Source organism: Leptospira brenneri (assembly GCF_002812125.1).
In the GTDB taxonomy this organism is placed as follows: Bacteria; Spirochaetota; Leptospiria; order Leptospirales; family Leptospiraceae; genus Leptospira_A; species Leptospira_A brenneri.
On the sequence record NZ_NPDQ01000003.1, the window covers coordinates 21,577 to 38,605 of the forward strand.

Sequence of the window (17,029 nt, forward strand, 5' to 3'; positions counted from 1 at the left end):
GCCCAAAAGAGAGTTTCATAGACCTAAAGTTCTTGTGATCCCCAAACGAGCAGAAGTTGGAAGTTTGTTATACGAATGGAATGGAACCAAAGAAATCCAAGTAGAGGTGGGGATTCGAAAGGGTCTTCCTGGATTCCAAATTTTGGGTTGTGCTTCCGTCTCCACAAAAGAGGCGAAAGACCGCATCCGTTTGGCTCTAGAGGCCTCTGGGTACCAGTTCCCACTCGAAACCATCATCATCAATTTAAAACCAGCCCATGTTCCCAAACGGATGGTCTCTTTAGATTTAGCAATGGCTGCAGGAATCCTCCTCGCAACAGATCAGATCCCCTCTCCCACTTACCCCATCCGGTATTTGGGAGGCCTTGGATTGGATGGAAGAATTTTAGGCGGACAGGAACTTTTACCTTACCTTTGGCAAACTCCAGAATCCTCCGACCAATCTTTTCTCCTCCCCTCTTCTTTAGAAAAAGAATCACTCCCCAAAGGAAGGTACCAGTTCCTAAACCATCTAGAAGATTTAAAAAACCTGTCTAAAGATCCACCTAGCACAAGAGAGGTGGTCTATCCATCAAAAACCTCTCCGGTTTGGGATGTGGTGTATTTAGATCCCTACCAAATGAAAGTTTTTCAGGGATTACTCTATTCTCTACTGGGAAGCCACCATAGTCTATTGCTGGGAAGTCCAGGATCTGGAAAAACTATGTTACATAGAATGCTTGCATCTTTACTTCCTCCCAAGGAATTCAGAGACCATGAAGATCAGGGAATTTGGACTTCAGGGGGTGAATTTGAAGTCCCATCAACAAAACGTCCCTTTCGTTCTCCCCACCATTCTGCAACAGAGGTGGGTCTTGTGGGAGGTGGACTCCCCTTCCAACCAGGAGAAATTTCGAAAGCTTATGGTGGGATATTGTATTTAGATGAAGCCTTGGAATTTAAAGATCGAATTCTAGAATGTTTACGAATGCCCATGGAAGATTCCTTTTTAGAAATTGTTCGGATGAACGAAAAAACAAAACTAAAAACAGAATTTACTTTAATGTTATCAGCAAACCCTTGTCCTTGCGGGAACTATCACGGCGCTGAAACTTGTCACTGTTCTTTACAAAAGATTCGCCTGTATTTGCAAAAAATTAGCGGGGCTTTTTTAGATAGAATCACTATATTTCAAACATTATTTGAAACTAATAACGAAAGATGCATCAAACTGGATGAATTAAAAATGAGAAAAATCATTTTAGAGCGATATGAATTTCGAAAGACAAGGATCATTCCCAAAGATGAAGAAAATAAAATTCAAAAGATTTTAGACATAGATCCTCAAACCAAACAACTGTCCTTACGAAAGAAAAAACAAATCATCTCTCTTTCAAGGACTGTTGCTGATTGGAACCTGTCCTCCCGAACAAAGGAAGTACACATCTGGGAGGCAGTTCAGTATTGTATTGGATACCAGTGGATTTATAGTTTAGGATAAATTACTTTGAAATAAAGTGCGAAATTTCCATCGCAATTTTATTGATCGCATAATCCATATAAGCTGGATCATCTATCTTTTTCTTGTAATTTTCGAATTTCTTCTGAATGGTAGCAGCCATTCCCCTTTTCCGGAGTAAAACCGGATCTGGTCCAAATTCGTCGGTTTCTGCTAAATTCCCAAAAATACTAAATTGTTTCATGTGGTTACTTCCTTGTAACAATCAAACTCTCATCCTTGAGAGCGTTTTCCCTTGTGGGATACATGAACAATCGGCCCAGTACAAAAATCCCTTGATGAAGTTATTTAGAAGATTGATGAATAAAAATGAACTTCCTTTTTTTCTGTGATATGGATCAAATTAAACGAAGGTGTTAGGTGGAAGAAGGCAGGGAACTCTTTTAGAAAATAGAAATATACCTTCCGCATTTTCTTACGTTTTGTCTCATGAAAACATTCCAGGGGATGAAATCCGCTACTTTCCCTCCAAAACTTCACTTCCGAACAATGTAGACAGTCGTTCCAAAAACTAATTATGTCTAATTCGCCAATTGCCTTTCTATAATTTTGGAAAAGGATCAAATGTCCATTCGCCTCCAAATAATCCCGAGCAAGGGCCTCGCCTTGCCTACCCCGTTCTATTTTATTCCACATCAGAAGGTACAAAACCCAGATTTACCAAATGGTAAGGATTTTTAATAAATCTGAGAGAAGGGAATGGCTTGTTGGATATAAAGATTTAGGTCTTTCATGAGATCCACAAATTCCAAATGTTTGAGGCGTTTGCCTTCTGGATCTTTTGTGACACGAATGACGGGACGAAGGGGTTTGTCTTTATTAGATTCAATGACCATACCCATTCTTAGGTCAGAAAGAATGACTCCGGACCCCACGGGAAACATAGAAAGTTTATTTAAAAAGAGCCGAACCATTTTTAAATCAAAACGGTTCACGTTTTCACTGATCATGATCTTCATGGCTTCATAAGGAAGGATGGCTTGTCTGTACGGTCTTGGGTGGATCATGGCTGCAAATTGATCGGCGATCATAAAAACTTTCGTGAGTTCTTCGATTTGGTTGGCCAAAATTCTTTGCGGGTATCCAGAACCATCGACTGCTTCATGGTGTTGGAGGGCAACAATCGCGAGGGAATTTTTTAATTTCAAACGTTGGGTGAGAATTTGGTAACCCGTCACAGGATGGCGTTTTATGGTTTTGAGATCTAATTCCGAAAGAGCCCCTTTTTTTTCAGAAACTTCTTCCGGGACGGTGACCATTCCAATGTCTGCAAAAAGGGATGCTAAAGCAAGATCGATTAGTTTAGGTCTGGAAAACTCCAAAAAGTTTCCGAGCATCACCGAAAAAAACGTCGCATAACAAATATGAGTGTATAAAAAATATCCTGAGTGGGAATGGGATAATAATAAAATAGGAATTTGAGCATTTGCTTTTGTATGGTCAGCAATTCGTTCCGCAATCTCTCGAAACTCCCGAATTTCCGTATAACGTCCCTCAGATGCAGATTTATAAGTTTTTTGCACTAGTTCAAAACAGTCTTTAAAAACAGCATTGAACTCTACCTTAGTCGTATTTGCTTTTTCTAATAAATATTTATAACGTGTGGAATTTTCATCATCTTGGTAAAAAGGTAGGTTTGTATCGAAGTATCCGGGTCCTTGTCCAGAGGCAGTTTTATCTCCGCCATCAGACATTACCTTTTCCCCATCTGTCAAAACAAAGGTAATTCCGAATTGAACTAACCTGTCTAAGTCTTGTTGTGTGATGGGCTGGTCGGCTCCCACAAAAACAGTGTCTTTATCCAGATAAATTGACTTAGTAAATTTTGATCCAGGCTCTAAGTCACGTATGGAAATTTTCCGCATAATTGCGTAAATCCTAGTAAGAAGCGTAGAAACATCAATTGTTTTTCTTTTGCCTCTCCAAAACGAGGATTCGAAATACTGCTGCTACGACTTCATACAATTCCCTTGGAATTTCTTTCCCATTAGGGAGATGGTCTAAGGTTTGTACCATTACCTCATCCTGAATCACAAGAACCCCTGATTCTTTAGCAACGCGAATTAAGGTTTCTGCTAGTCGCCCTTCTGCTTTCGCCACAAGTTTCGGTGCCGAATGGACTTTGGGATCATAAGCCAGAGCCGCCATTTTCTGTTTCATCGATAATCACCGTTAAAGGAATCATTTGCCCAAGTTTCTATTTGGATGGTTTGGATTTGGGGGAAGTCCCGAACCAAGGAACCAAGTTTAGTCGTGAATTGCTCCCCTTGTATTGACTGTTCTGTGGTGATCTCAACAAGGATTGGTTTTTCTTTTTCTGGATCATAGTGGAACTGAATCCCCATAGCTCCCGTTTCTTTCGATTTCCAAAACACATACAGAACCAAACCTTTGTTTTTCGGTTCGACTACCATCTGTAAGGCCTCATCCTCCCTTGGATGTAGATAGGATAGAATATCAGAAAATCCCGTTTCCCCTAAAAGGTAATTCCAGATTGGCTTTAGATCGCTACCTTCCATTACAGTTGGAGTGGACTGGTGGTTTATCCATGATGCCCAACGGGAAAGGTTTTTGGTTTTAGAAGGATTCGTAGTTTTTTCCATTTCACCAGAAGCGGAATGGATCCAAGTTTCTGTATGGGAAGTCGGATTTCTAATTTTGCCTGTATTTAAGTTTTTTGAATCAGCCCGTAAGGAAGCTCGGCTTTGGATCTCAGTGAAACCAAGGTTTGTTTTGGTTTTCTGTTTTCCGTTATTTCCAAAAGATGTAAGTTTGGAAAATTTTGCGAAATTAGAATAGAGAAGGTTCACTCCCTTCTCTTCGGAGGAATTTACAAAAACTCAACCTGTGGATGGGAGAAATTCCAAGTTTGAGAAGAGCCTCTCTGTGTTCTTCGGTCCCATATCCTTTGTGTTTTCCAAATCCATAACCCGGATATTTCAAATCCATTTTTTCCATATATTCATCCCGGTAGGTTTTGGCTAATATGGAGGCAGCAGAAATGGAAGGAATCAAATCATCTCCTTTGGGTAACGAGAAATATCCTTCAATGGGTTTGGTGATTTTGAGTTTATAATTACCATCTGCGAGGAGAAATGGTTTTTTTTCTAAATTGTCTGCACTCTGACTTCTATTTTCTTTGAAATTAGAAGTAGTAGAATTCGAATCATCATTCTCCTTTGTGTTGGATCCGAATAGTTGGGTATGATTTGGTAAACAACGGTTCATCCCATAAAAAATGGCTTGGTTGATATTATAACGATCTATAAAGGAAGCACTGACAAAGGTTACTCGGAAATAAGAAACGTGCTCTAAAATTTCTTTTCTAAGTTCTAATCGTTTGGGTTCAGCAATTTTTTTGGAATCGCGAAGTCCCTTTAGGATTTCACCGTTTTTGATTTTTTCTAAAGTAGAAAGTGAGAAGGAAACGCAACCCACAGAGACGGGGCCAGCAAGAGTACCACGACCTGCTTCATCCAGTGAAAAACAGGTCAGGTGAGGAATTTGAAATTCAGGAAAGAACGGTCGCGTAATGACCGTTTCAAGAGAGATTATGCGCTAGGTGCTTCTGCAGCTTTTGCTTGTGCAAGAGCGGCTTTAGAAGCCTCATCCTGTCTCTTTTTATCTTTCGCAACGATCGCTTGACCGCCTTTTCTTTCTTTGATACGTCCCGCTTTTCCTTTTTTATCACGGAGATAGAAAAGTTTTGCACGACGAACAGATCCTTTACGAACGAGTTCAATCTTTGCAATGCGTGGACTGTGAAGTGGGAAAATTCTTTCCACTCCGATATCATAAGATACACGTCTTACAGTAAATGTTTTGCTTTGTGATTTGTTTGCAATGGAGATCACAACGCCTTCGTAAACCTGAACACGTTCTTTTCCAGATTCAACGATTTTGTAGTGAACTTTTACAGTATCACCAATTTCGAAATTAAGTTCGTTCTTTGCTTCGCCTGCGAGTGCTGTTTCTAGAATCTGATTCATGGCTTCCTCTAAGAATGATTTCTTGTTTTGCGGTTTTTTTGCCGCCATTTCCGGATCTCTTCATGATGTCCACCGAGGAGCACATCTGGAACAGTCCAACCCATAAAATCATAGGGTTTTGTATATTGAGGGTATTCTAATTCTTCCGTTTCGTTGTGCGACTCTTCGAGAAGGCTTTCTTCTTTTCCTAAAAACCCCGGAACAAACCGAGAAAGGCAGTCGGCAACAACGAGAGCAGCTAAATCCCCCGATGAAATAACATAGTTTCCAATGGCCACTTCCCTGTCAATTAAATGCTCCGCGACACGATGGTCGACCCCTTCGTAATACCCTGAAATCAAAGTAAAGGTCTCAGAAGACTCATAAATCTCCCGGGCCAGAGTTTGGTTGAAAAGTTCTCCGGAAGGACTGAGGAGGAGGACCTTACCCTTGTCCTCCCCAAGAGATTCCAAAGCGCGGTAAATGGGTCCTACTTGCAAAAGCATCCCGGGGCCACCCCCGTAGATGGTATCATCTACCTTTTGGTGTTTGTTGTCGGCAAAGTCCCGGAGGTGGACGGTATTGATTTCCACAACGCCCTGTTTTACGGCTTTTCCCGGAATTCCTGTGTCAAAATAGGAGGTAATTTTTTCAGGGAAAAGAGTGATGAAATTAAACTTCAAACCACTGCTCCCAGCCTATGATTTCCAAAGTTTTGGATTCTAAATTCCAATCACCGACAAACTGATGGAGAAAAGGGATCAGAACGGTTTCTCCTTCACTGGCCTTAGGCTTTAGTTCTAGGATCGGATGAGCGGGATTGTCGATCACTTGGGTAACAATGTATTCCAGAGAGGTTTTGGATTCCTTAGAGATGGCAATAAGGCCCACCAAATCTTCGGTGTAAATTTCGCCTTCTGTAGGTTTGGGTAAGTCTTCCCTTTTCCAGAGCAAAGAAAATCCCCGGTATTTGATCACCGTTTCCGGTGTATCATACCCTTTCAGTTTTAAAAGGAAATGATTTCCATTCTGTTTGATTTCTTCGACTTGGATGGTAGACTGATTCCCTCTGGGATCTTCTACAGTGCAGTTGAGCGGTGGTTTGGCGGAGATGAGGGTATCACCTTCTGTGAAAACTTTGATGAACCCTTTGATTCCATGTGAGGATCCAATGACCCCCACTTTCACTAAACTTGGTTTAGTCGACAATTTCTAAAGTATAGTTTTTGCCTTGTTTGGTTCCGGCGGCTTGTAAAACAGTTCGCAAAGATTTTGCAATTCTACCGTTTTTTCCGATCACCTTACCTAGGTCTTTTGCTGCTACCCGAAGTTCGATCACAGTTTCTTCCTCTCCGGGGACTTGGTTGACAGCCACTTGTTCTGGTTGGTCAACGAGAGATGTAACGATATAACGAACTAAGGATTCCATGTATCAATTAACCTTTGAATTTTGACCAAACGTCGTCTTTTTTCAAAAGAGCAAGAACTGTATCAGTTGGTTGTGCGCCTTTTTTTAACCAAGAAAGAGTTTTTTCTTCGTTGAAAGTCGCTTTTTTAACAGAGGAAGAAGATGGGTGAAAATGTCCCACTGCTTCAATGAACTTTCCGTCACGTGGAGCACGAATATCAGCTGCTACGATGCGATAGTGCGGGTCTGCTTTTGTTCCCGTTCTTTGTAATCTTAATTTAACCAAGGAAAAATACCCCTTTTATAGCGAGTTTTTTGAAACGGGACGATCTGTCAAGAGCGAGTTCTAGCACTTGCAGCGAGTTCCTTCAATTTTTTGCCCTGTGCGTTCGGATCTCCCGTTTTATAGAGACCAGAACCCACAACCGTGATGTCCACTCCGAGTTTTGCGAGCTCCTCCATATTGGATTCGTTCACACCCCCATCCACTTCCAATTCTATATTGTAAGGTTTGGTAAGTTTACGTACGGCAGCAATTTTTTCAAACCCTGATTTTACAAAGGATTGTCCGTAAAAACCAGGATCCACAGTCATGAGAAGGACAAGATCCAAATACGGTAAAATTTGCGAAATCGATTCCGGTGGGGTTTGTGGGTTCAGAGAAACTCCTACTTTGATTCCCGCTTTTCGGATTTCTTCTGCCAAACGAACAGAGAAGTTCGTGGTTTCAATATGGAAGGTGATACAATACGGATTTAAATCAAAGTATTTTGGAACATGGAGTTCGGGATTACTCACCATAAGATGTACATCGAGTGGGATCTCTGTGTGCGACTTCACTTCTTTGGTAAAAGCCTCTCCAAAAGAAATTTGAGGAACAAAGTTTCCGTCCATCACATCAATATGGATGAGGTCGATATTTTCCTGTTTGTATGTGGGAAGCTCCTGAGCGAGTCCAGTTAGTTTTGCTGCAAGAATAGAGGCAGAGATTTTCATCTTAATAGGTTCCTTTGAGTTTCCATACTTTAGCGACACCGGATTCCTTTCCGACGAGAGTCACCTTAACATTTCCTGCCCGGTGGATGAGAAAACGAACAGGTTCGTCTTCTTTTAAACTTTGGCTTGTTAAAATTTCTTTTTCGATTTCCGTATCCTCTCCCGGCTTCGTATAACTTACTTTAGCCGAGTAGAGATCATCATCGTCCACTTCATACTCTAAAAATTCATAATCTTGAACAAGTGATTCGGATGGTTTTAGGAAAAAAGCTCCGACTTCAGCACCAGTCTGTTTTAATTCAAAAGAGGATACAAGGCCATGTGACTCACGAAACTCTGGTTTCGTAGTTTCTTTCAGACGATAGGGAATTTTTTTTCTCTGGAGGTAGTCTACCACAAAAGGAACAGGAGTTCCGATCAATTTAGAAGAATCTATTGGATCAAGGGCTGATTGGTTGGATTTTTTTTCTGTATTTGGTTCTGTTACGAGTAAATAGATTTTTTCACCAGAATGAGTTTCTTTTCCAGGACCAGGGATTTGGTCTATGATCGTTTCTGCAGGTTCGTCACCTACCGCCGGCACATAAGTGATCCCACCAATTTGTAAGGGAACATATACTTCCCCAGATAATACTTTTTCTAAAATGGCCTTGGCTCGTTTTAAATCTTGGCCTTTAACATCGGGAATGGTAACCCGATCAAATCCAATATTGACTGTAAGATAAAGTTTAGATCCTGCTTCCACTTCTTTCCCTGGATCAATGGATTGTGCGAGGATGATTCCATCTGTTTTTTCTGGAATGCGTTGTGTTTCCAAACGAACTTTGAGTTGGAGTCTTTGTAATTCGTTATGAACCTCAATATAGTTTTTTCCAATCACATAAGGCATCATTACCTTTTGTTCTTCTTTGGTTCGAACCACGACCACGAGGAAGGCAGCTACAAAAAAAACAAGAAGGCCTAAACCTACAAATAGAACATAACCACTGTAAGGTAGAATTTTTAGAAACTTTTCTTTCACGTAAATGATTCTCCGGCTAAAACCCGCGCTCCATTGAAAAACTCAAATCCTTTCATGGGCTTTTTTCCCTCGGGTTGTAAGGTGTCTATACCAAGCAGGTTTCCGTCTCCACAGAGGCAGAAAAGCCTTTTTTTCTGGTATAAGAAAAAGGAACCGGGGTGTAGTCCTTCGGGAATGGAGATGGGCTCCAAGGAAGAATCAGGCAAAAAAGAGGAAATGAGAATGACCCTTTTCTCTCGAAACACTGTGGTCGCCAAAGGATCTGGATAAAGGGCGCGGATTCGGTTGTGGATCTTCGTTGCCGAATCGGACCACTGGACTGGGCGGTCGGCTGCGGTAATTTTTTTGCAATGAGTGGCTTCACTCGCATTTTGCGGATGAGAGTCCCAAGGGGTATCCTCCGATTCTAATTTTTTGAGAAGACGAATGAGTTCCTCCCCCCCTTTTTTTGTGATCGATTCCAAAAGAGAACCTGTGGTTTCCTCAGTCTTTATCTGCCAAGATTTCTGTGAAATGATATCTCCAGAATCTACCTCTTTTGCTAAAAACTGAATCGTGAATCCAGAATCCTCCTCTCCACTTAAGAGAAAACTTTGGACAGGAGATGCTCCTCTGTATTTGGGAAGCAAACTTCCATGAAGGTTGATGCTACCAAACTTCGGATCTTGGAAAACGTTCTCAGGAACAATGGATCCATACGCATAAACGATATGAACAGGAGAGCCAAATGACAGAATTTTTTTTTGTGTTTCTTCATCTGTTCGGAGTTTCGGTGATTGGATGACCGGAATTCCTTTGGCCAGTGCCAACTCTTTCACCGGGGTTGGGGTGATGATTTGTTTTCTTCCCACTGGTTTGTCGATATTGGTCACCACAAAATCGACAGTGATCCCTGCTTCAAGCAACATAGAGAGTAATTCCTTAGAATGTTCAGGAGATCCAAAGTATCCAATCGAAAGTTTCATTTTTTTTCCTATTAAACAAGTTCTAATGGATCCAAATCATATTCAATATAACATTTGGTATCCACTTTAAATTTTGATTTTGTCTCACGTAAAAGATTACGTAAAACTGTGATGGATTTTGATTTTAACAAGATATGATATCTAAAGTTATTGTCAATTTTGTAAAAGGGACACTGGCTTGGCCCAAGAAGGATTACCGATTCATCGATAAGATCTTTTAAAGTTTCTGCATACAAAACAGATTGTTTGTTTGCAACCTCTTCATATTTAGATCGGAACACAAGCCTCGCCAAACGAGAAAAAGGTGGATAAAACATATCCTTTCTAAAGTTTATTTCCCAATCAAAAAAAGCAGGATAATTTTGTTCCATAGCCATCTTAAGAACAGGATGTTCTGGATCATTTGACTGGATGAGAACTTCTCCTTTTTTTTCTCCCCGACCAGCACGACCAGCCACTTGGGAAATGAGAGAATAGGTTCTTTCACTGCTCCTAAAATCAGGAACTCCCAAACCATGGTTTGCATTCAGAATTCCAACAAGAGTTACGTTTGCATAATCCAAACCTTTTGCAATCATCTGAGTTCCAGTGAGGATATCTAAGTTTCCATCCCCTAACTTCTCGAGTACGTCACGAGTAACCTCTTTGTTTTTAGAGCTATCTTGGTCTAAACGTTCAATCCTTGCCTTCGGAAAATGAGAAAGTAAATACTCTTCTAATTTTTGTGTACCCGCCCCAAAAAGATCTAAATCTTCTCCATGAATTTGTTTTAAATTCTGTAAGGTAGATTTATATCCGCAGAGATGGCAACGGACCGTTTTGTCCGAATGATAACAAAGAGTTGCCGTGCACTTGGGGCAATGGATGAACTCTTTCGTGGTTGTGGAATAAATAAACGGGTTGTACCCTCTGCGGTTCAAAAGTATGATCGTTTGTTCTTGTTTTTTCAATCGATCGGAAATCTTAAACTGCAAATCACCAGAAAGGAGATCACTATCCTCTTTTTTTTCTGCAATTTCCACAGTAGGAAGTGAGGCGAAAAGATTGGCTCTTTCTTTTAGTTCTGAAAAACCAATTTGTCCTAATTTTGCCAGGTAATAGATTTCTAAACTTGGGGTTGCAGAGCCTAACAAAAGTTTCCCGTTTGTTTTTAAAATTCTCTGTAAGGCCACTTGTTTCGCATGGTATCTAGGGGATCCATGTTCTTTGTAAGAACCATCATGTTCTTCATCTAATATGATTAAGGAGATATCAGATAAAGGAGCAAAAACTGCGGAACGGGTTCCAATACAAATTCGTTTCCTCCCTTCTTTTAAATCCAAATAGTTTTGAAACTTTTCTGAGGTTCGCAAGTGAGAATGTAATACCGCCACCTGTCCAGGAAAAACCTTCTCAATACGAGTGATTGTGGGATAAGTGAGTGAAATCTCAGGAACAAGAAAAATCACAGAACCTTTCGACTTTTCTAAAATATCTGCCATGAGATGCATATAAACTTCTGTTTTCCCACTTCCGGTAATTCCATATAATAAATGGGTATTGGACTTGGACCCAGATTTGATTTCTAGTAGGGCATTTTTTTGTGCTTCGTTTAACGGGTGTAACAATTCATAGTGAATTTGAACCGAATTTGTATTTTGGCTCTTTCGTTTTTTTCCCTTAGGAACCATAAGAAACAAGGCTTCCCCAAGAGAAGATAAATAACTATCCGCCATCCACTGCGCAAGTTCTAATTGTTCCTCAGTTAGAATAGGTTCAGAATCAATTTGTTTTATAATGGCCAGGGTTTCATAGTTGGGCTCATTCGAGTGAATTTCGATGACTACCCCTTCCCATTCCTTTCCATTTAAGGGAACCAGAACACGAACTCCCCGCTCCAAGGTTTCTATCTCTATTGGAATTTCATAAGTTAAGGTTCTACTTTCCCAAGATAGATTGAGAGCGATTTCCGCGTATCGAATCATATTATAAATAAGGTTTTAAAGTAGATAAGTGTGAAATGAAACTTTCTTCCAACTCTTGTTTTTCTTTTCCATATTGAAAGAGATTGGATTCTGAATCTGTTTTTTTTGCCTTTTCCCCCAGAAATACCAGGGCTTCCGGTGACCTTGTGATGAGAATGGGAACAGAAAGACCAGAAAGATCCCAAGAAATTTGTTTACCGAGTAAATCTTTTGCTTTTTCACCACCAAATAATAGTTTTGCGGATGAACCCAAAATAATAATGGATTTAATTCCATATTCTTCTACAGTATCTTTTACGTGGAACTTACAATTTTCCACTCTCTGTTGCCAATCAGTATCTTTAGAATCTGTATGGGAAAAAGTACAGGCAGGGTATTCCTGGTAAAATAACTCTTCGAAGGAAAATCCAAATACCTTTCCAACAATTTCGCCCCAACTATTTTCCGTTAGTTTGTCTTTAAAAATCTGATTGGGTTTTGTTTTGGTGAATGGTTTTTCTTTTGGACTTGTTGCTCCAGAATAATGGAGAACAAGGATTGGTTTTCGACCTTTGTGAAGAAACTGCCGAACACCACTTAATTTCCCTTGGCAAAGAGTACAAGAAAAGTTTACCAAATCTTTGTTTTTTCTTTGGTTTTCTTTTTGTTGTTTCTTTTGAATTTCTATAGATTCGGGTACTTTTGATTTCCAAGGAAACCCATAATCGTTTGGATCCTGTTCTTCTTGGAACCGGTAAACCGAAACTGATTTGTTTTGGATTAAAAACTTTGCTTCCGTTAGAATGTCGCTAAACCGTTCCAAAATTGATTTTTGATCCATACTAACCTTCGTTCAATTGTTCCACAGAAATATTTAAAGAACGTAATTTACGATATAAATGAGTTCTTTCAATTCCAAGAGCCTTTGATGTTCTCGTTACATTTCCTTCGCAAATCTGCAAGGTTTTGATGATGTACTGCCTTTCAAACTCTTCTTTGGCATGTTTCAAATCACCTCGAGCCACCATTTCATTGGCTTTTTTAAATCCGTGAAGAGCCTCTTTTACATCTTTGGCTCGGATGATATCTCCTGGAACCAGAATACTGAGTCGTTCTAAAATATTTCCAAGTTCCCTTACATTCCCTGGCCAAAAATGATTGGTGAGAGCATCCAGCCCCTCGCGATCAATGGTTTTGGGAGTTAAGTTATTTTTTAAAATCGATTTATTTAAATAGTATTCGGCGAGTAGAGGGATATCCAAATTCCTTTCCCTGAGTGGTGGGAGCTCTAAGGGAATGACACTCAATGCATAATACAAATCTTCTCGAAACCTTCCCTCACGAATTGCCTCTTCTACATTGGAGTTGGTAGCCGCAAGGATACGAACATCAACAGAAACTGGCTCCTTTCCCCCAATACGCTCCAGTTTTTGTTCTAAAATCACCTTTAACACTTTCGATTGAATGGAAAGTGGTAAATCACATACCTCATCTAAAAACAGGGTTCCATTCTGCGCAGACTCCCACTTTCCAATTTTCATATCACTTACTTCAAGATTAGAAGTGTTATCGATACCAAATAACTCTTGTTCTAAGATCTCCTCTGGAACCGCTGCACAATTAAATTCAATGTATGGTTCGTTTTTTCTTTTGGAATTTTGATGAATGGCTCTTGCGGTCAGTTCCTTCCCCGTTCCATTCTCTCCAAAAATAAAAACCCTCGCGTTCGTCTGAGCCGCTTGAAAAATTGCAAACTTTACTCTTTTTATAGAAGAAGACTCTCCTAAAATTTCATCTACTTCCAATTGAAATTCAGGAATTTCATTGTCTTTTGTTTTCTCTAAAGCGGACTCAATGGTATGAATTACTTTTTCAATCGAAAGTGGTTTCTCTAAAAAATCGATAGCACCTTTTTTTGTGGCGCTCACGGCAAGTTCAATGGTTCCATGACCAGAAATCATTACAATCGGCAAACTAGAATACAATTTTTTGCATTCATCTAAAATGGTTAACCCATCTTCTTTCCCCACCCAAACATCAAGAAGGACTAAAGAAGGTCTTTCTTTTGCGAGAGCCTTCAGTAAGGCCTTTCCATTAGCAAAATCTTCCACAGAATAATCTTCATCTTCTAAAATCACACGAAGCGATTTTCGGATTTCTTTTTCATCATCTAAAATATAGATCAATTTTTGCATCAGTGATTATCCAAGGGAAGTTCAATTCTAAACTTACATCCACCTAACTTAGAATTTTCGACAATGATATGCCCGTGATGATCTATGATTGTTTTTTGAACAATGGCAAGACCAACCCCAGAACCATGATTCTCTTTTGTTGAAAAATATGGTTCAAATATTTTTTCTTTCCAATCTTCTTTGAGTCCAGGACCAGAATCATCAATTTCTATCACGATAGACTTTCGAAGGGCTTTTTTTTGCAATTTGGACATGATTCGAATTTTTTTCCGTTTTAAACTCAAAATATCCAATTCTTCTTTGGGATTTTCTACTGATTGAATGGCTTCAACTGCATTTTTTATTAAGTTATTAATGACACCCAAAAACAATCGTTTGTCGAGAAATACTTCTGGAAGGTTTTCTGCTAATTTTAATTCAAATTCGATATCGGTAGTATCACGGAAAAGAGCTACTGCTTCTTCTAAAATGGGATTTAGTTTTTGATTGATTAGAACAGGAACGGGCATCCTTGCAAACTCGCTAAACTCTTTGACTAAGTGTTCGAGTACTCGCACTTGCCCAATGATCGTTTCTGTAGCATCAAAAATGACCGATTCTAAATTTTCAGATTTTGGATTTTGGAATTTTCTCTGGATTCTCTGTGCGGAAAGTTGGATGGGGGTGAGAGGATTTTTAATCTCGTGTGCCATTCTTTGAGCAACCTCTTTCCAAGCAGCAATCCTTTGGGAATGCATAAGCTCCTCCGACTTTGCATCTAGATCACTTACCATTTGATTAAAACTATCAATAAGAATTCCCATCTCTCCTTCTTCCGTTTTCTCCAAACGGATATTGGCTTCACCGAGAGATACTCTCTTGGTTGCATTGGCTAAATTAATAATGGGACGAGAGACTCGTCTTGCAAACAAAAAGGAAAATAGGATGGCAACGAGAAACATCGCAAAGGAAAAAAAAGCAATTGTTATGCGAACACTATACGGAATTTTTTCCTTCCAAAGACTCACCTTTTCATAAGTGGAAGTAGCATTCACAATGTTCAGAACATCTGATTCCATACCCTTGTGAATTCTTTGGCCCACAAACACTTCCACAGTATCGTTTAAATAAAACTTACAAAGAATATAGGATTTGTCATTTAGATACAAACGAGAAAGAAAAATTCCAGGGCGTTTTGATTCCCAAAAGTCAAGATCCTTAATGTATCGATAGATTCCTTTTGATTCAAAACTCGGGGTTCCTGAGGTAACAAAACCTAAGTAATATTCGTTTTTTTCAAAAAGTCCGTTTTCTACTCCTTTTTGAAAGACTGTATATCCATCTGGTTTTGATCCCGACAATCGAGATCTTAAAATACCTACTTTTTCGACAAACTCAGTCTCAATTTCCTTTTCTTCATTTTCGATGATAAGACTTGCAGACCTAAGTGCATTCGAAATATCCACACGGTAAAAACCTTCAATCAGTCTTCCCGTTAAATTGGAGGATAAAATGAAAATGGGTAAGGAAGGAATTAAGGCAACAAACAAAAAAGCAAGTGTTAGGCGATACCGAATGGAACTACGGATTTTTCCCGTTTCTCTGTTCCGCCTGTTCCGATATACATAACTTAAAATAAGGGATAAAATAAAAAAAGGAATCAGAATGAATACATAAGTATCCAACTTAGAGAAAAAGGAGATGTCTTCTTCTTGTCTAAAAAAAACTAATTCGGAGAAACCAATCGAAATGCCTATTGTTAGAAAAAAGATAAAGATATCACGTAAATAATATCTGCTTTCATCGGAAAGCCTTGGAATGGCTTTTAAAAACTTAATTGGTAGCCGTTTCAAAATTTCGCCCTACCAAATCTTCTAAAGCAGAAAGAGCCTCCTCTTCCCTTTTCCCATCCGCCTTTACCGAAAAAATCGTTCCTGGTCCAAGTGCGAGCATCATAAGACCCATAATGGATTTTCCGTTGACTTCGATATCGTCTTTGATGACAAATATTTCACAGGGGAAACTAGCGGCCATCTTTACAAACAGCGAGGCTGGCCTTGCATGTAAACCTGTACTATCTTCTCTAATCTTTAACTGGATTTGTTTCAATGGAGTTCTGTTGAATATACGTATTTAGTTTATTTGAAAATTCTTTTGCACTATTTTTTCCCATCTTACGCAGCCGTTGGTTCATCGCAGCTGTTTCCACAATGATAGGAATATTTCTTCCCGGTTTGACAGGAATTTCGATATATGGAACTGATACTCCGAGGATTTCTTCCATACTTTGTTCAATTCCGGTTCTTTCATATTCACCAGAAGTTTGTTCTTCCCATTCTTTTAAGTTAATGATCAGTTCAATGAGCTTATGATCTCTTACTGATCCAACACCAAACAGATCTTTGATGTTTAAAATACCAAGCCCACGAATTTCCATATGATGACGGAGTAAATCGGAACAAGAGCCAATCAAATAACTTTCACTCAAACGACGGATTTCTACCATATCATCCGCCACAAGTCTGTGTCCCCTTTCAATGAGTTCAAGTGCGGTTTCACTTTTACCAACACCGGAACGTCCAGTTAATAAGGTTCCAATCCCAAATACTTCAATGAGTACTCCATGACGCATGGTGCGGGGAGCAAGAGCTCTATCTAAAATTTGAGAAATGAGAGTGATAAATCTATGTGTTGCAATTTCCGTTTTAAAAAGAGGAATGCCTTTTTGTTTTGCTCTTTCCACAAAGGGAATTTGGGGTTCGTTCCCATGTGTGTAAATGATACAGTTTAAATGAAATTCAAAAAACTTTTCAGTGATTTCACTTAGTTTTTCTTTGGAAAGTGAATTAAGATATGCCCATTCCCCTTTTCCTAAAATTTGAATCCGATCATTTGCAAAAAAATCAAAAAAACCTGTAAGCGAAAGTCCCGGACGGTTGATTTCAGCATTATTGATTCGATTCGAAAGTCCGGCTTCCCCAGTGACCAACTTTAATTGTAAATCTTCATGATCTCTTAAAATAGCATCCACTGTAATCCCAGGAACTGGCATTGGT

General features: G+C 39.5%; 21 protein-coding genes. 1 reads left to right on the top strand and 20 read right to left on the bottom strand.

Features of this window, described 5'->3' with window-relative positions:
• Positions 1-34 precede the first annotated feature (34 nt).
• The gene (locus CH361_RS06700; protein ID WP_100790078.1) at positions 35-1,480 is read left to right on the top strand and encodes an ATP-binding protein; all 1,446 of its coding nucleotides are present in this window, start codon (positions 35-37) and stop codon (positions 1,478-1,480) included.
• 1 nt (position 1,481) lies between these two features.
• On the opposite strand, the gene CH361_RS06705 is transcribed toward CH361_RS06700, so the two are convergent.
• From CH361_RS06705 to hprK, 20 genes are all read right to left on the bottom strand, one after another.
• Positions 1,482-1,682, bottom strand: coding sequence for a hypothetical protein (locus CH361_RS06705; protein ID WP_100790079.1), 201 nt, complete (start codon positions 1,680-1,682; stop codon positions 1,482-1,484).
• Positions 1,683-1,786: 104 nt separating this feature from the next.
• Complete coding sequence (locus CH361_RS06710; protein ID WP_100790080.1) at positions 1,787-2,134, bottom strand: YraN family protein; 348 nt, start codon at positions 2,132-2,134, stop codon at positions 1,787-1,789.
• A 41-nt stretch (positions 2,135-2,175) separates the two neighbouring features.
• Entirely contained in the window at positions 2,176-3,363 is a 1,188-nt protein-coding gene (locus CH361_RS06715; protein ID WP_100790081.1) for a cyclic di-GMP phosphodiesterase, read from the bottom strand.
• Positions 3,364-3,397: 34 nt separating this feature from the next.
• Complete coding sequence (locus tag CH361_RS06720) at positions 3,398-3,658, bottom strand: EscU/YscU/HrcU family type III secretion system export apparatus switch protein (RefSeq protein ID WP_100790082.1); 261 nt, start codon at positions 3,656-3,658, stop codon at positions 3,398-3,400.
• Positions 3,655-4,308: a hypothetical protein gene (locus CH361_RS06725; RefSeq protein WP_208861404.1), complete on the bottom strand. Its 654-nt coding sequence runs from the start codon at positions 4,306-4,308 to the stop codon at positions 3,655-3,657. The genes CH361_RS06720 and CH361_RS06725 overlap by 4 nt, the downstream gene beginning before the upstream one ends.
• On the bottom strand, positions 4,289-4,936 hold the full coding sequence (locus CH361_RS06730; RefSeq protein ID WP_244279675.1) for a ribonuclease HII: 648 nt from the start codon (positions 4,934-4,936) through the stop codon (positions 4,289-4,291). The genes CH361_RS06725 and CH361_RS06730 overlap by 20 nt, the downstream gene beginning before the upstream one ends.
• A 113-nt stretch (positions 4,937-5,049) precedes the next feature.
• Positions 5,050-5,487, bottom strand: a complete 438-nt coding sequence (rplS, locus tag CH361_RS06735) for a 50S ribosomal protein L19 (RefSeq protein WP_165779488.1) — start codon at positions 5,485-5,487, stop codon at positions 5,050-5,052.
• Positions 5,488-5,495: 8 nt separating this feature from the next.
• Positions 5,496-6,149, bottom strand: a complete 654-nt coding sequence (trmD, locus tag CH361_RS06740) for a tRNA (guanosine(37)-N1)-methyltransferase TrmD (protein ID WP_100790084.1) — start codon at positions 6,147-6,149, stop codon at positions 5,496-5,498.
• Positions 6,139-6,675 carry a ribosome maturation factor RimM gene (gene rimM / locus CH361_RS06745; protein ID WP_100790085.1) on the bottom strand — a complete coding sequence of 179 codons (537 nt, stop codon included), beginning with the start codon at positions 6,673-6,675 and terminating at the stop codon, positions 6,139-6,141. The genes trmD and rimM overlap by 11 nt, the downstream gene beginning before the upstream one ends.
• Positions 6,665-6,895: a KH domain-containing protein gene (locus tag CH361_RS06750; protein ID WP_002974362.1), complete on the bottom strand. Its 231-nt coding sequence runs from the start codon at positions 6,893-6,895 to the stop codon at positions 6,665-6,667. The genes rimM and CH361_RS06750 overlap by 11 nt, the downstream gene beginning before the upstream one ends.
• Before the next feature lie 7 nt (positions 6,896-6,902).
• A complete protein-coding gene (gene rpsP, locus CH361_RS06755) occupies positions 6,903-7,160 on the bottom strand; it encodes a 30S ribosomal protein S16 (RefSeq protein WP_100790086.1) in 258 nt (85 codons plus the stop codon).
• A 47-nt stretch (positions 7,161-7,207) separates the two neighbouring features.
• Positions 7,208-7,870, bottom strand: a complete 663-nt coding sequence (rpe, locus tag CH361_RS06760; RefSeq protein ID WP_100790087.1) for a ribulose-phosphate 3-epimerase — start codon at positions 7,868-7,870, stop codon at positions 7,208-7,210.
• Between the two features lies 1 nt (position 7,871).
• Positions 7,872-8,891, bottom strand: a complete 1,020-nt coding sequence (locus CH361_RS06765; RefSeq protein ID WP_100790088.1) for a PASTA domain-containing protein — start codon at positions 8,889-8,891, stop codon at positions 7,872-7,874.
• A complete protein-coding gene (fmt, locus tag CH361_RS06770; RefSeq protein WP_100790089.1) occupies positions 8,888-9,856 on the bottom strand; it encodes a methionyl-tRNA formyltransferase in 969 nt (322 codons plus the stop codon). The genes CH361_RS06765 and fmt overlap by 4 nt, the downstream gene beginning before the upstream one ends.
• A gap of 11 nt (positions 9,857-9,867) precedes the next feature.
• Complete coding sequence (gene priA / locus CH361_RS06775) at positions 9,868-11,820, bottom strand: replication restart helicase PriA (RefSeq protein ID WP_100790090.1); 1,953 nt, start codon at positions 11,818-11,820, stop codon at positions 9,868-9,870.
• Position 11,821: 1 nt separating this feature from the next.
• Positions 11,822-12,640 (bottom strand): hypothetical protein, encoded by an 819-nt coding sequence (locus tag CH361_RS06780; RefSeq protein ID WP_100790091.1) that lies wholly within the window; start codon positions 12,638-12,640, stop codon positions 11,822-11,824.
• A gap of 1 nt (position 12,641) precedes the next feature.
• Positions 12,642-13,994 carry a sigma-54-dependent transcriptional regulator gene (locus CH361_RS06785; RefSeq protein ID WP_100790092.1) on the bottom strand — a complete coding sequence of 451 codons (1,353 nt, stop codon included), beginning with the start codon at positions 13,992-13,994 and terminating at the stop codon, positions 12,642-12,644.
• Positions 13,994-15,826 carry an LIC_11548 family sensor histidine kinase gene (locus tag CH361_RS06790; RefSeq protein ID WP_100790093.1) on the bottom strand — a complete coding sequence of 611 codons (1,833 nt, stop codon included), beginning with the start codon at positions 15,824-15,826 and terminating at the stop codon, positions 13,994-13,996. Before CH361_RS06790 ends, CH361_RS06785 begins: the two co-directional genes overlap by 1 nt.
• Positions 15,807-16,082, bottom strand: a complete 276-nt coding sequence (locus CH361_RS06795) for an HPr family phosphocarrier protein (protein WP_100790094.1) — start codon at positions 16,080-16,082, stop codon at positions 15,807-15,809. The genes CH361_RS06790 and CH361_RS06795 overlap by 20 nt, the downstream gene beginning before the upstream one ends.
• Positions 16,057-17,025 (bottom strand): HPr(Ser) kinase/phosphatase, encoded by a 969-nt coding sequence (gene hprK, locus CH361_RS06800; protein ID WP_100790095.1) that lies wholly within the window; start codon positions 17,023-17,025, stop codon positions 16,057-16,059. The genes CH361_RS06795 and hprK overlap by 26 nt, the downstream gene beginning before the upstream one ends.
• Positions 17,026-17,029 lie beyond the last annotated feature (4 nt).